Source organism: Corynebacterium suranareeae (assembly GCF_002355155.1).
Lineage (GTDB): Bacteria > Actinomycetota > Actinomycetes > Mycobacteriales > Mycobacteriaceae > Corynebacterium > Corynebacterium suranareeae.
In genome coordinates this window covers 3,289,341-3,303,863 of the sequence record NZ_AP017369.1, presented here as the reverse complement: position 1 = coordinate 3,303,863, position 14,523 = coordinate 3,289,341, and the positions used below count along the sequence as shown (strand labels likewise).

Here is a 14,523-nt window from a genome sequence, read left to right as displayed (position 1 = left end):
TTTTTACTTTACTTGCTGTATACAGGGGTATCCATGCCTTCGTAGCGAGCTTTTAGCTGCATGGACAGGTACCGCGAGTAGTGGCGTGATTGGTGGAGATTTCCACCATGGAACCACAACGCCTCCACGCTGGTTGGCTTCCACATATTGCGCAGCTCGCCCTCCCAGGGGCCGGGATCCTTAGTGGTATCGGAGCCAAGACCCCAACATGGGCCAACCTTGTCCGCAGTTTCCTGATCCACCAGCTCTGCCACCCAGTTGTTCATGTTTCCATAGCCTGTGGCTAAAACGATCACATCTGCGGGCAGTTCGGATCCATCGGAGAGAACCACAGAGTTTTCCTTAACATCTGCGATGTTCACATTGGAACGAACTGGGATCTTTCCATCGGCGACCAGCTCAGATGCACCAACGTCGATGTAATACCCAGAGCCACGGCGCAGGTACTTCAAGAACAAGCCCGAATCATCATCGCCGAAATCTAACAAGAACCCAGCTGCTTCAAGCTTGTCGTAGAATTCCTTGTCGTCTTCACGGATTTTGTCAAAGGCCTGCTTCTGGACACCTGGCAAAACTTTATACGGCCATGAAGCAAACAAAAGATCAGCAGTGTCAGTATCAATTCCAGCTTCCACTGCATCTTCTGAATATAGAGGGCCGAATACCTCTCGCATCAACGAATCAGAGCGCACAATGTGGGTGGATGACCTTTGGATCATCACTGGGTGTGCACCGTTGGCATAAAGGTCGGCACAAATATCATGCGCTGAGTTATTAGCACCCAGGACTACTACATTCTTGCCGCGATCTACATCTCCACCAGGGTGCTCGGAGGAGTGGCGAATTTCTCCCTTGAAGTTGCCCTGGCCAGGAAGAGTAGGACGGTTCGGTTTACCAGACATGCCAGTAGCCATCACCAAGTGAGTCGGGTGCAACGTTGTTTCAGCACCATCTTTATTAACGGTGACATCCCATTGCTTGGTGTCCTCATTGAATGCGGCGCGAAGGCATTCTGTGTGAGTCCAATAATCAAGATCCATAATCCCGACATAGTGTTCCAACCAATCGCCCATCTTGTCCTTTGGAGTAAATACGGGCCAGTGATCTGGGAAGGGGAGGAATGGGAGGTGGTCGTACCAGACTGGATCATGCAGGCACAGGGAGTGGTAGCGGCTCCGCCATTGATCGCCGGGGCGTGAGGCTTTATCGATAATCAAGGTAGGTACGCCCAGACGTTTAAGTCGTGCACCCAATGCAATTCCGCCTTGTCCACCACCCACAATTAACGTGTAGGGCTGTTCGGTGACTCCCAAGGCCGCCTGGCGGTCATTCTTGCGGTCGGTCCAATTTCGATTGTCCTCGCTTTGTCCGTGGACTGCCCCCAATTCGCGTTTGCGTCCCTTTGGTTCTGGATGATCCAAAAGTTCACGAGCAGAGGTCAAAAGTGTCCACGCCTTACCATTTCGAAGGCGAACAATGCCGGTGCACTTGAAGTCTGCGGACTCGCAAGAAAAATGCACACGGGTCACGCCGTCGCCTTCATCAGCAGGGGTGTCGGTGAGTTCTACCTTGTGCAACTTGCTTGATGGCCAAGTGTTTCGAATCATGTCGGCAATCTCATTCACGCCTTCTGCTGTGGTGAGATTCCACGTGAATGCTAAAAGATCACGCCAGTAGCCATCGTCTTCAAAAAGCTCAATGACAGCATCCGCAGCTTCATTAGCGCTGGAGCTTGTGGTGGCCTTTTCAAAAGATTGAAGCCAATTGGTAGCTAAGGTGGTTAAGTCCTGTTCCGGCAAAGCATCCTCCTTCAATGGAAAGTGTTCTGACTCACTTTCTACTCAATAACGTGTCACAGCTCATTCAACTTGCCCCCGTTTGTGATTCCTGCAAATGATGCTTTGCATGCGTTTCACGAGCACTTGATGGGGAAATTGGCAAAATATAGCCTTAAGCAATTACCCCCAGTGAAGGAGTTCTGAATAAAACCTGTGGTTGAACCACAGTCCGCAGAGTGGAACAAAACAGGCACTATATGGTGAATACTGTGACAACAGCCGTGAAGCATAAAAACCAAAGCGAATTATTTGCGCGAGTGGTCAGCGAAATCTGTGCACCGTGGGTACTAAATATCGTGTTCTTCCTCATCTTGGGTGGTGTGACCAGATCCTGGACATTAGGAATTGTGGCGGCACTGGGAACAGGCGTTGTCCCCATGATCTTGATCATTAGCCTCATGCGCCTTGGCAAAGTAGGAAACCACCACGTCACTGCACGATCTCAACGGGGGCTAATTTTTGTTGGGATCATTGTGTGCGTCATCGTCTTACTTTTCCTGCTGGGAGTACTTGAAACACCGCAACTGATATGGGATGGGGTATTTTCTGCCCTGATTTTCCTTGCAGTGTTTAGTGCGGTGACGATGAAAATTAAAGCCTCGGTGCATGTGGGCTTATGGGTCTGCCTCGTTAGTTTCTTAGGTTTAACAGTGTCTATGTGGTGGCTTCTAGCTTTGTTGTTTACTCCCGTAACAGCCTGGTCACGTATGAAAATTAAGCACCACACATTAGCTGAAATTTGCGCCGGAGTAGTGGCCGGCATAGTCGCTGTTGCTGTGAGCTATGCGTTCATTCTCACCTAGGGACCGCTAGTGGATCAGTTAATTCTAGATGTACTCATCGACATTCGGATAGCTGTGCTGACACCAATGATTATTTTATTTACTCAGCTCACAGGGCCGACGCTGATGTTTATCTACTCATTGGTGTGGGGTGTGTGGCAGAAAAATGTCATCGCACCACTTGCTGTGGGGCTTGCTAACCTGGCAAGCCATTTTCTGAAAAAACTATTGGAAAGACCACGCCCAGATATAGCTTTTCACCTGGTAGAAGAAACAAACTTTTCTCTGCCTTCAGGTCACGCTGTGGGGGTTGCAGCGTGTGCTGTTGCAATAGGCTATTTTGCGAACAAATGGTGGAAAATAATGCTGTGGGTGTTAGCTCTCCTCGTGGGACTATCCAGGCTTTATGTAGGTGTCCATTGGCCCAGCGATGTGCTTGTGGGCTGGGCCATCGGGGCAGTGATCCCCGTGATTGTCATTACCAGCTGGAGCTACCTCCGGCGCCGCTAAACCCACTGCTAAACGTGGTATTGGAAGAACCAGAGGAAGAAGCAGAAGAGGCTGCACTGGCATCAGCGGCATGCCACGTGCTGATCATGGAGTACGGAACCCACGAGTTATAGCCCGTACCCACACGCCAGTTGTCATCATAAATTGCTGGGGTAGTGCGATCAGTGGTCTGTTCAACTGCTTCCAAGTTTTTCTCCACCCCCTTGAGCGCGACTGCGTAATCACGAATCAAACGGGCATATTGATCCATGAAGTCTGGGGCTGCTGGGGTGATAGTTTCCGTGCGTTGAATGAGTGTGCGCAGGACATCATCAACAACCGCATCTTTGTCATTGATATCTTGACGAGCTTCCTGCATATCGGAACGCAAGCGAGTCAACTCACGGCGACGAACATCTTCGTTGCCGTGCTCCATATCGTAGAGAGTGTCGATGTTTTTCTGAGCGGTCTCCATCTGTGTTACCGCAGTGTGAGCTTTCTCGATCTCGGGGGCTGCTTTTCTGAAAGCTTTGTTGCTCGAAGCATGTGACAAACCATCTAGATTGCCGAAAATTTCATTGACTTCAAGGAAACGAGTATTGACGTCTTCCCACTGGCGTCGCAACTCATCGTTAGCCAAAGGCGATGTCAATGAGTGGGCGCGAACGTTTATGCCGTCGAGTTGCTGGGCGACTTCACCATAATGATTTGATGCATAATCAAATTTTGTGCGTGCTTTTTCTGCAGTTTTCTTGCGTTCATAACCTACTGCCCACGCTACGACTATGGCGACAAGAGCTGCAATGCCACCAAAAATAGCAGCGATAACTCCACCGCTAGCGCTAGATTTTTCTGCAACAACCGAAGTATCAGCAACGGATTTTGCACCTTCGTACATGGCTAACGCAGTACGGCCATCTTGAAGAATGGGACGCATGGAATCATTAATGCCGTCTATCCGGTCTTGTTCAGCAATTCCCGTGGCAGCTGCAACGTCATTGCCTGCATAAGCGCCCATGGTGTTTGGGTCAAAGCCGACAGCAATAATGACTTCGCCTGGAGCAAAAGAATCTGATTGGATCCACTCTGGGTGTTCTGCCCGCAGATACTCTTCAACATCATCGTTGAGGTTGTCGGAGTTGTCTTCGAAAGTAATGTAGCGGACTGCCGAGACTTCAGGAGGAAAATCAATCTTCGGTGTTTCTGTACTGAGAAAATCTTCATCCTCGGGCGCAATTTCATCCGCCATATCCAGCACTGTTATCTCAACAGTGTCCTGGACAGCGGTTTGCGCAGCAGCATCAGGGGCTAAAGGAATGGACAGCAACAGCAAAGTTCCTGCTGCAAGTCCAGCAACAGTGTTGTTGGTTTTGGGCAGTGAAAGAAGTCGCATGCCCGCCAGGGTACGTCCGACAAAGGGCAATAATCTATCAAAAACTGACATTGTGACCAGATCTCAACATTGGCGGGTTGGGGCGTCGAAAAGCAAAATTTTTTAAAGATTGACCAGCTAAACCGGAAATTTCATATAATTGCCAGGATCTTCCATGGAGGAATTCGGCGCGTAAGTTCTGTGAATGCGGGGTGCGGATACTACGCTTAGGCAAGATAAATTGTGAGTTCAATGAAGGGTGAAGATACGTCAATGAGCGCAACAAACCTGGCGGTTGAGCAACTACAGCGAGTGCTCCTGCCGAGGCGCGGCGAACCAGCGGATGTCAGGTCTTTGTACCTGCTTGAAGCTGAAAGCAATAAAGAACGCCTGGAATGGGACGACCGTTTTAGCGTATCCGTCCCCGCAGGTGCCGAAGTGTCTTTCCAGACCTACTTCAACGCATTCCCTGCAAGCTACTGGCGGCGCTGGTCACAACTCGACTCCGTCGTATTAAAACTGAAAGTCTCTGGCGAAGCACGCGTCGACCTGTACCGCTCAAAGATCGATGGAGCGCGCATCGGAATCACCGGATCCGTAGTCAAAGATGACTACATCGAATTCGAAGTCTCCTTAGCGCCTTTCGAAGATGGTGGCTGGATCTGGTTCGACCTCACCGCCGAAACAGATGCGACCGTCGAAGAAGCAGGTTGGTTCGCACCATGCGCACCCAAAGCACAGGTGATGCCAGATGGAACCGAAGTTGGCCCCTTCGAAGCCCGCGCAACAGTCGGCATCCCCACCTTCAACCGCCCAGCGGACGCGGTTGCAGCACTGGAAGCACTAGCCTCAGACCCAGCAGTTGATGCAGTTATCGATACCGTCATCATGCCTGATCAGGGTAATAAACACCCCGCTGATGAGCCTGGCTACAAAGCAGCCGTTGAGCATTTTGGCGATCGCTTCTTTGAATTCCGCCAAGGCAACCTCGGTGGATCAGGCGGCTACTCCCGAATCATGTTCGAAGCTCTAGGAGGAGTGGACGGCAAAGGCGCTGCCGGTGCAGCCCAAAGCCCATACATCCTGTACATGGATGACGATATCGCCATCGAACCAGATTCAGTGCTGCGTGCACTACAAGTGGCACGCTACGCCAAGTCACCCATTTTGGTCGGCGGACAAATGCTCAACCTCCAAGAGCGCAGCCACCTCCACACCATGGGTGAAGTCGTAGGCGGACACGATTTCATGTGGACTGCTGCACCACACGTGCACTACGACCACGACTTCTCCACACACCCACTGCACGATCGCGGCAAGTTTGACGATAAACCAGACGCACCAAACTCCCGCGACCTGCACCGCCGCATCGACGTTGACTTCAACGGCTGGTGGATGTGCATGATCCCACGCGTCGTAGCAGAACAAATCGGACAACCACTCCCACTCTTTATCAAATGGGATGACGCCGAATACGGACTGCGTGCCCGCAAAGCAGGATTCCCCACTGCAACGTGGCCAGGAATCGCAATCTGGCACATGGCATGGTCAGACAAAGACGACGCCATCGACTGGCAAGCCTATTTCCATCTCCGCAACCGCCTCGTAGTTGCAGCGATGTACCACGAGGGCAGCGTCGATGGCATTGTGCGTTCAATGCAAAAAGCCACCTTCAAGCACCTGCTCTGCCTGGAATACTCCACCGTGGCAATCCAGAACGAAGCGATGAAGGACTTCCTTGCAGGCCCTGACCAGCTGTTCTCCATCCTGGACACCTCACTGCCTCGCATCGCAGCAATCCGCAAAACCTACCCAGACGCCGTTGTGCTACCAAGCGCCACGGAACTACCAAGGCCTAGCGGCGCGCCGGGAGTTCCCACCAAAGACATCGGTGGACGTCTCGCGCCAATTAAAAAGGCGATGTGGCTAGCAAAGGGACTAAAGCACTCGCTGTCTAAAGAAGATGCCTCCCACCACGAAGTCCCACAGGCAAACTTTGCTCCCATTGAAGCTCGCTGGTTCAGCTTGTCCCGAGTAGACGGCGCAACCGTCACCACAGCAGATGGACGCGGCGTGGTCTATCGCAAACGCGACCGTGACAAAGCCAAAGAACTAGGTAAAGAAGCACGCGCACTGCAAAAGCAGGTAGCAGAGCGATTCGAAGAACTCAGCCGTAAATACCGCGCAGCTCATCCTGAGCTAGTCAGCCGCGAAGCCTGGGGAAAGGTCTTTGATGAGCAATAAAGAAGTACAGATCTTGGTAAGCATCCAAGATCAACTGATGGATGCCCCAGGAATCTTGCCAACTGCAAGAGGCCTAAGCTTGCTCGGCGAGCACGCTGCAGGATGGCTAACACTCGGTGCGGGTGGCGCAGTGCTAGATAAAAAGCGTCGTCGTTCCTGGGCAGGGCTGTTTGTTGCGGCCCTGGCAAGCCACGCAGCGTCAGTAATTATCAAACGCGTCGTACGCAGGGCAAGACCACATGACCCAGCCATCAAAATTGGCGTGGGCACCCCCTCAAAGCTAAGCTTTCCTTCTTCACATGCGACCTCAACGACCGCCACAATGGTGTATCTTGCGCGCATCACCAAATCACCCGTGCCACTACTTGGAATTCCAATCATGGCATTGTCACGAATGGTGCTGGGCGTACACTACCCAACGGATGTGCTAGCTGGCGCACTGCTTGGAGCTGCAACCGCAGAGGCCGTCCATAAGATTGAAAGGGCAACGAAGTGAGCGAACACGCCTCGCAAGATCACCGTGATACCCAAAACTTCTTAACTTCTGAGCCACACACCACGGCACTCGAAGACAATAAGAAACGCCAACCGCCAAAAAACCTCGCCGATGGCATGGTGAAGGCGCTACGCCCAAAGCAATGGGTGAAAAACGCCCTAGTTTTAGCAGCGCCACTAGCTGCAGGTGCAGATGCCATCTTCCACCAGCGCACACTCGTCGACGTTGCCATTGCGTTCATCGTGTTCTGCTTCGGCGCATCTGCTATCTACCTGGTCAACGATGCCCGCGATGTTGAAGCTGACCGCGAGCACCCAACCAAGCGCTTCCGTCCGATTGCTGCAGGTGTATTGCCAGTAGGAATGGCCTACGGCATGGCAGTGGCACTTATCGTCTTGGCCATCGGTCTGTCATTTTTGGCCACTGACGGCGTAGCTCTTGCTTGCGTCATTGGTGTTTACATCGCCTTGCAGTTGGGTTACTGCTTTGGTTGGAAGCACATGCCAGTGATCGATATTGCGCTGGTCTCCTCTGGATTTATGCTCCGTGCAATGGCCGGTGGTGTGGCAGCAGGCATCGAACTATCCCAATGGTTCCTGCTGGTTGCAGCATTTGGCTCCCTATTTATGGCCTCCGGCAAACGCTACGCAGAAATCCTCCTGCACGAGCGCACCGGCGCAAAGATCCGTAAATCTTTGGAAAGCTACACCCCGACCTACCTTCGATTCGTGTGGACCATGGCAGCCACCGCCGTGGTTATGTCCTATGCGCTGTGGGGCTTTGACCTTTCTCAGCAGTCCACAGACGCAGGCCCGTGGTACCAAATCTCCATGGTGCCGTTTACCATCGCGATTTTGCGTTACGCAGCAGGCGTAGACACCGGCGATGGAGGTGCACCTGATGAAGTAGCACTCAGCGACAGAGTTCTGCAGGTGCTTGCCCTCGCGTGGGTATTCTGCATCGTGATGGCCGTGTACATCATGCCGATGTTTTAATTATTTAGGAATAGACATGCTCTGACCAGCATGTCCATTAACGTTAGAGGCCACTAGCGGTGATACCATGTGGCCTCATGACGTTTAGTCCACAGCGTCCGGAGATAGAGCCCGGTAATCAGCCAGATTCAGAAACCGAATCATCACTTCAGGCAACCGAAAAAGAACATGCTTCTAACAGCGATGTTGGAAGTTCATCGGGGCCAAACTACACCCTGATTACCACCTTTCTAGCGGCTTTAACAGCAGGAATTTTCGCATTCTGGGCTGGATGGACCCGAAAATGGATCAGCGATGACGGACTGATTGTCCTTCGAACCGTCCGCAATCTCCTCGCTGGAAACGGGCCAGTGTTTAATGCTGGCGAAAGAGTTGAAGCCAACACCTCCACGCTGTGGCAATACTGCATATATCTTGTTGCTTTAGTTACTGACTACCGGCTAGAAGATATTGCTCTTTGGCTTGCGCTGCTGTTTACCACCGCCGCATCAATCATCGGTGTGCTCGGCACCGCGCACCTGCATCGCAAACGCATCGTCTTCTTGCTGCCTGCTGGTGTGATTGGATACTTCAGTCTTTCGCCTGCCCGAGATTTCGCCACTTCAGGCCTGGAGTGGGGTTTGTCATTGATGTGGATTTCCATTCAGTGGCTGCTGTTAGTGCTGTGGGCGACCGCTGAGAATAAGCCGTCCGGGTCAGTGGTGAATAAGCTGATGGGCACAGGTGTTTTAACGTATGCCCTGGCCTTTTGGTCTGGTTTAAGTTGGTTGGTGCGCCCAGAACTTGCGCTCTACGGTGGCCTGACTGGGGTATTGCTCCTACTTACTGCACCTAAATGGAAAGTAGCTTTGGGAATTTTAGCCGTAGCGATTCCAGTTCCAGGTGCCTACCAAATCTTCCGCATGGGCTATTACGGCCTTATGGTCCCTCATACCGCAGTTGCTAAATCAGCTTCAGATGCAGTGTGGGGAACAGGCTGGGAATACGTCGAAGATTTCACTGGCCCTTACAATTTGTGGCTTGGGTTGGCCTTGCTGTTGGCTGCAGGCGCATTAACCGTATGGAAGACAGATAAGCAGTTGGTACTTCCCCGTGGCAGATTAGGGCTGCGCACACCTGGTATGGCCATCACACTTCTTGTGATCTGTGCACTTGTTCATTTCCTTTATGTCATACGCGTTGGTGGCGACTTCATGCACGGGCGCATGCTGCTGCTTCCATTGTTTGCCATTTTATTGCCAGTCTCCGTGGTGCCGGTGAATCTCATTGATCGTGGTTGGCAAGATTTTGTGGCGCTCGCTCTCATATTTTCCACCTGGGTGTGGTCGACGGTAATTTTTGTCCAGGGGCATCAGTGGGAAAACACCGGACAGCATGTTGTTGATGAGCGCGATTTTTGGATCGATTTCACCAACCGAGACAAAGATCATCCACCGCTATATGCTGAGGATTTCCTCACTGTAGATTCCATGAATGATTACGCAGAAGTAATGCGCGATCAAACTCTGGTCTTCCCAACAGGCCAGCAGCTAAATATCTTGGCAACTGCTGATCCTGATACCTATTCCTGGATTACTACCCCCCGAGTGGAAGGTATTGAAGCTGGAGACCTGGCCAATATTCCACCAACAATTTTCCACGTAAATCTTGGCATGACCTCTATGAACGCACCACTTAATGTTCGGGTCACTGACCTAATTGGGCTTGCAACACCATTGGCTGCCCGCCAACCTCGCATCGAGGGAGGAAGAATTGGCCACGATAAGTTGATGGACCTTGAATGGCAGGTCGCAGAATCAGCAACACCACTGGCTTATACTCCTGGTTGGATTGATCCAGAAAAGACCTATCAGGCACGCCAAGCATTGCGCCATCCAGAGTTGATACATCTTTTCCAAACTTATCGTGAGCCAATGAGCTATCACAGGTTTGTGGACAATATTAAATACGCACTCACTACCGGACGAACGTTGGAAATTTCTGATGATCCAGAAGATCTTTTAAAAGAATTTGATCCAATGCCAGCAGAAATCCAGGAAGGGCAAGAAACTATTGCCTGGCCAGCGGAAATAAACCTGGATGAACCGCGTGGAGAACCCTTATATAGCTCTCAGTAAACACTTATTCACAAATCATTGGGCTTTGATAACTACCCAAGAGTGTCACAACTTGGTAACGTGTGGTCGGAAAAACAAGATAGGCATCTAGAGATATCAGCGGTCCGCGCCGCCGATGGAGATATATTGATTTTTGCCGGAGGAGAATTATGTCCGTATTTACACGAGCTGGTGAGGCAAGCCGCAAGCTCGTCGCCCTAGTAGTGGCCATCGCCACCGCGGCAGCCCTCATGGTTGTTGGAACTGGAACCGCACAAGCAGCAAACCGAGATTGGCTGCGCGCCGACAACACCGGTGCATGTGACTGGGATGGTGTGGGTTACTGGGTTCAGCGTTGTGATGTGTGGTCCGCAGCAATGGGTCGCAACATCCCTGTTCAGATCCAACCGGCAGAGCGCGGCGGCAACGCTGGTCTGTACCTGCTCGACGGTATGCGTGCTACCGACTACTCCAATGCTTGGCTTGTAGATACCAACGCGGCACGCCTTTACGCCCCACACAACATCACCCTGGTGATGCCAGTTGGTGGCGCAGGTTCCTTCTACGCAGACTGGAACTCACAGGCATCTCTTTCCTCCTCAGATCCTGTTATCTACATGTGGGAGACTTTCCTGACTCAGGAACTTCCTGCATACCTTGAGCAAAACTTCGGTGTTGCGCGAAACAACAACTCCATCGCGGGTCTATCCATGGGTGGCACTGCTGCACTGAACCTTGCTGCAAAGCACCCAGGACAGTTCCGCCAGGCGATGTCTTGGTCCGGATACTTGAACACCACTGCACCTGGCATGCAGACTCTGCTGCGTCTAGCAATGCTGGATACCGGTGGTTTCAACGTCAACGCAATGTATGGATCGATCATCAGCCCACGTCGTTTTGAAAACGATCCTTTCTGGAACATGGGCGGATTGGCTAACACTGACGTCTACATCTCTGCAGCTTCCGGCCTGTGGAGCCCTCAAGACGACGGAACTCGTGTAGACCACCGCCTGACTGGTTCTGTACTGGAATTCGTGGCTATGACCTCCACCAGAATCTGGGAGGCCAAGGCGCGACTACAAGGTCTAAACCCAACCGCGGACTACCCAGCGTTTGGTATCCATGGATGGGGTCAGTTCAACTCTCAGTTGGAAAAGACCCAGGGACGCGTTCTCAACGTCATGAACGCCTGGTAAACACCAGCACTTAAAAACCCACTGCCCGCCCATAGGCAGTGGGTTTTCACATGCATCAACCAAGCATGCATCAACCAAGCATGCATCAACCAAGCATGCATAAACCAAGCAGATCAGACCCTAGCTTGAGCTCCACCTGATTCAGTAGCTGCTGCGGAATCGTTAAAACGCATGGGTCTTCGTCGGTTGGCGGGTTGATAGCCAACGCGACCGGTTTGGGGATCTACATCCATATAGCCCATGTTGTCTTTGCCATCGCGCTGATCGTTGTTGGCTCCGTGATCGTGGGTGCAAATATTGGTGAGGTTTTCAATATCTGTTGGTCCACCATCTAACCAGGATCTGATGTGGTGTATTTCGTTTTCATCAAAGGGGGAGTCGCAGCCTTCGCGGGTGCAGACAAGCTCGGAGGCGAAAAGTGCCAGGCGTTGGTATAGCGTTGCGGTGCGCTGGGTGCGCGCTAGGTGAAGGGGACGCCCGGAATCGGAATCTAAGACTGCGGCGAAATCATATTTTGCTGCTCCCAGTCGCAGGATTTCCAAAGGAGTTAGTTTGACGCCGGTGCTGGTGGGGTAGCGGCGGTCTGGTCCCGCGCTTTCAAGGTTGGCTACATCCTTTGCAGACAAAGACACCACGATGGTGCCCACTCCAGCTCTGCCGGGAAGCAAGCCACTGTGTGCTCGGTGGAGAATATCAGCGAAGGCATCGTATTGGCGTTGCTGTTTTGTACGTTTGTCTTCTTTGCCTGGGTCGTCGAGTACATCTTCAAGCAAATGCCCCGGTTTAGCTTTGGACATGAGTGATTTCAAAAGCGCTAAACCTTTGGGATCTAAATACAGTGATGCTCTAGCTCCGCCGTCATGGTCTTGGCGTCCAATACTTAAAGAACGTTTCTTTACTGCCGCTAATGGATCTTTAGCAGTGGGATTGATCCGGGTGACTTTGTTACGAGTCCAGTTTCGGAGATCTTCCAAGGAGCGGTTTGTGGCTTCTTTCATCGCGAGTTTACGCAAGGTTGCTCTGGACAAGGACGTGTTGTTGTTGAGTTTTTCCAGTTCATACCGGATGGTGTCTTGCTTTTCGGCAGAGATCCCATGATCGAGGGCAAGCTTGTTTGCTTCAGCCTGCTTGATCTTGTCTTGGCGTTCTTTTTGCTCCCGTGCCTCTTTTTCAGCGGGAGTTTCTTTGGCAAGGTCTTCTTCAGACAGCTCGGGGCTGGGATTTCCGTAGTGTTCTTCCGCCCTTTGTGCTCGTCTGAATGCTTCCGCCTTGGAGATATCTAGAAGATACGCCAAGGCATCAATATGGGATGTTTTTCCGATGATGCGTCCGGCATCTGAGAGCTCGGCGGATTTGGCGAGGGCGGCGTCGAAAAGCGCTTTTTTGTTTTGTAGCTTTTCAAGCAGTTCGGCAAACGGCAGGACTTCTTTGAACGCCCCATCAGAGGGGTCAGCGATAAGAACATCCATGCGCTGCATGATCGCTTCAATTTCTTTCACCGCCGCCCCCTTCTGATTGCTATTGCAACCCAGATAACCGCAGGCTAACAGAGAAAACAAGGGGCTACGAAGTTATCCACAGAACGGCCTTGCTTACAGCGAAACTATCCACAACCAAAAGTGGTGGGCGCTGTACCTTACCCAATAAAGATGCTAAGCAGCATGACTACGCCAAGGCCTACAAGTGAGTTGCAGAGCTGGAGGAGGCCCCATGTCTTGAGGGTGTCTTTGACAGAGAGGTCGAAATAGCCCTTGAACAGCCAGAATGAGGCGTCGTTGACGTGGGTGAGGGTGTTGGAGCCTGCCGCTGTTGCTAAAACGAGCAGTGCTGGGTTGACGCCCACAAGGGTGCCGGTGGGATCCATCAGCGCGCCAGAAATAATGCCAGCGGCAGTAATTGCAGACACCACGCCTTGGCCAGTGGCTAAACGGATTAGGACAGTAATCAACCACGCCATCAGATACGGAGATAGGGAGGTGGCGCTCATGAGGCTGCCGATGTAGTCGCCGATACCTGTATCAATGATGATCTGTTTCAGAGCTCCACCGGCACCAATGATAAGGACAACCATGGCGATGGACTTGATCGCACCTTCAAAGCTGTCCATAGCCCAGTCGATGCCTCGTTTGGGGCGGATGGCGAAGAAGTAGAAAGCAGCGATCATCGCGATGGATACGGAAACAACCGAAGAGCCCAGGAAGTTGACGATGGAGTGGGCGAGGCTGCCTTCACTGAGCCAAATGTTCAAGATGGTTGCGGCGATCATGAGGATAGCCGGAATCAGGGGCACGAACATGGAAATAGCGAACGATGGACGCTCGTCTTCTGGGACGGGATCTTCAGTGCGCAACAATTTTGGCACTGGATAGTCGAGGTTTCCAAGGAACTTTGGCAGCACCCAACCTGTGATCGCGATGGTGGGCACTGCAACGACAATGCCCAAAATGTAGACCATTCCGATGTCAGCGCCGTAAGAATCAACCAGCGCTACAGGTCCTGGCTGCGGTGGGAACAGTGAGTGAGCAGTGGTGGTTGCTGCGACTGCGGGGATCGCAATCTTCATGAACGGGACTTTGGCTTCCACAGCAACCGCAATGATGAGTGGTGCGAGGATAATGAAGGCCACCTCGTAGAACATGGCCAAACCGAAAACAGTTCCGGCGATAACCATGGCAATTTTGACTTTGCCCACGCCCATTTTGCGGATCAAAGTATCTGCAATCTGGGAGGCTGCACCTGAATCCACGAGTAATTTGCCGATGACCGCGCCGAAAACGACGATGATGGCCAGCGAACCAAGGGTGGATCCGAACCCGGTCTGAATGGTGTCGAGGATATCCATGAGTGGGAAGCCCTCGAGTACGCCGATGAGCAAAGCTGCGAGCAGCAATGCCAGCATGGCGTTGATTTTCCATTTGATGTTGAGCAGCAGCATGAGGCCGATGCCTAACACCACCCATAAGAGATGGAGGATGTCCATTGAGTGTGTTCCTATCAAAGTAAAATATGTGGCTC

The 14,523-nt window shown here is 52.0% G+C and carries 11 protein-coding genes; 7 read left to right on the top strand and 4 right to left on the bottom strand.

The features are described 5' to 3' along the window. Positions 1–8: 8 nt before the first annotated feature. Complete coding sequence (locus N24_RS15120; RefSeq protein WP_096458987.1) at positions 9–1,799, bottom strand: flavin-containing monooxygenase; 1,791 nt, start codon at positions 1,797–1,799, stop codon at positions 9–11. A 248-nt stretch (positions 1,800–2,047) separates the two neighbouring features. Here N24_RS15120 and N24_RS15115 point away from each other — a divergent pair, with 248 nt between their 5' ends. Both N24_RS15115 and N24_RS15110 read left to right on the top strand, forming a co-directional pair. Continuing rightward, entirely contained in the window at positions 2,048–2,641 is a 594-nt protein-coding gene (locus N24_RS15115) for a phosphoesterase (RefSeq protein ID WP_231911036.1), read from the top strand. A gap of 9 nt (positions 2,642–2,650) precedes the next feature. Continuing rightward, a complete protein-coding gene (locus tag N24_RS15110) occupies positions 2,651–3,130 on the top strand; it encodes a phosphatase PAP2 family protein (protein WP_096458984.1) in 480 nt (159 codons plus the stop codon). Here N24_RS15110 and N24_RS15105 read toward each other — a convergent pair. Then, complete coding sequence (locus tag N24_RS15105; protein ID WP_096458981.1) at positions 3,099–4,502, bottom strand: DUF5129 domain-containing protein; 1,404 nt, start codon at positions 4,500–4,502, stop codon at positions 3,099–3,101. The genes N24_RS15110 and N24_RS15105 overlap by 32 nt on opposite strands. Positions 4,503–4,754: 252 nt before the next feature. Here N24_RS15105 and N24_RS15100 point away from each other — a divergent pair, with 252 nt between their 5' ends. The 5 genes from N24_RS15100 (at position 4,755) to N24_RS15080 (ending at position 11,508) form a co-directional block, all read left to right on the top strand. Then, positions 4,755–6,725, top strand: coding sequence for a glycosyltransferase (locus N24_RS15100; protein ID WP_167382141.1), 1,971 nt, complete (start codon positions 4,755–4,757; stop codon positions 6,723–6,725). Then, a complete protein-coding gene (locus tag N24_RS15095) occupies positions 6,715–7,221 on the top strand; it encodes a phosphatase PAP2 family protein (protein ID WP_096458975.1) in 507 nt (168 codons plus the stop codon). Before N24_RS15100 ends, N24_RS15095 begins: the two co-directional genes overlap by 11 nt. Next, entirely contained in the window at positions 7,218–8,216 is a 999-nt protein-coding gene (locus tag N24_RS15090) for a decaprenyl-phosphate phosphoribosyltransferase (RefSeq protein WP_096458972.1), read from the top strand. The genes N24_RS15095 and N24_RS15090 overlap by 4 nt, the downstream gene beginning before the upstream one ends. Positions 8,217–8,293: 77 nt before the next feature. Next, positions 8,294–10,333 carry a flagellar motor control protein ZomB gene (zomB, locus tag N24_RS15085; RefSeq protein WP_096458969.1) on the top strand — a complete coding sequence of 680 codons (2,040 nt, stop codon included), beginning with the start codon at positions 8,294–8,296 and terminating at the stop codon, positions 10,331–10,333. Between the two features lie 149 nt (positions 10,334–10,482). Then, positions 10,483–11,508, top strand: a complete 1,026-nt coding sequence (locus N24_RS15080; RefSeq protein WP_096458965.1) for an alpha/beta hydrolase — start codon at positions 10,483–10,485, stop codon at positions 11,506–11,508. A gap of 113 nt (positions 11,509–11,621) precedes the next feature. Here the strand turns inward: N24_RS15080 and N24_RS15075 are convergent, their stop codons facing one another. Both N24_RS15075 and gntP read right to left on the bottom strand, forming a co-directional pair. Then, the gene (locus N24_RS15075) at positions 11,622–13,007 is read right to left on the bottom strand and encodes an HNH endonuclease signature motif containing protein (protein ID WP_096458963.1); all 1,386 of its coding nucleotides are present in this window, start codon (positions 13,005–13,007) and stop codon (positions 11,622–11,624) included. 137 nt (positions 13,008–13,144) lie between these two features. Next, positions 13,145–14,488: a gluconate permease GntP gene (gene gntP / locus N24_RS15070; protein ID WP_096458960.1), complete on the bottom strand. Its 1,344-nt coding sequence runs from the start codon at positions 14,486–14,488 to the stop codon at positions 13,145–13,147. Positions 14,489–14,523: the final 35 nt, after the last annotated feature.

What these genes read in the sequence shown, in the direction of transcription:
- N24_RS15105 (WP_096458981.1), bottom strand. Translation starts at nt 4,502, where the DNA reads ATGCGACTTCTTTCACTGCCCAAAACCAACAACACTGTTGCTGGACTT.
- N24_RS15100 (WP_167382141.1), top strand. Translation starts at nt 4,755, where the DNA reads ATGAGCGCAACAAACCTGGCGGTTGAGCAACTACAGCGAGTGCTCCTG.
- N24_RS15095 (WP_096458975.1), top strand. Translation starts at nt 6,715, where the DNA reads ATGAGCAATAAAGAAGTACAGATCTTGGTAAGCATCCAAGATCAACTG.
- zomB (WP_096458969.1), top strand. Translation starts at nt 8,294, where the DNA reads ATGACGTTTAGTCCACAGCGTCCGGAGATAGAGCCCGGTAATCAGCCA.
- N24_RS15080 (WP_096458965.1), top strand. Translation starts at nt 10,483, where the DNA reads ATGTCCGTATTTACACGAGCTGGTGAGGCAAGCCGCAAGCTCGTCGCC.
- gntP (WP_096458960.1), bottom strand. Translation starts at nt 14,488, where the DNA reads ATGGACATCCTCCATCTCTTATGGGTGGTGTTAGGCATCGGCCTCATG.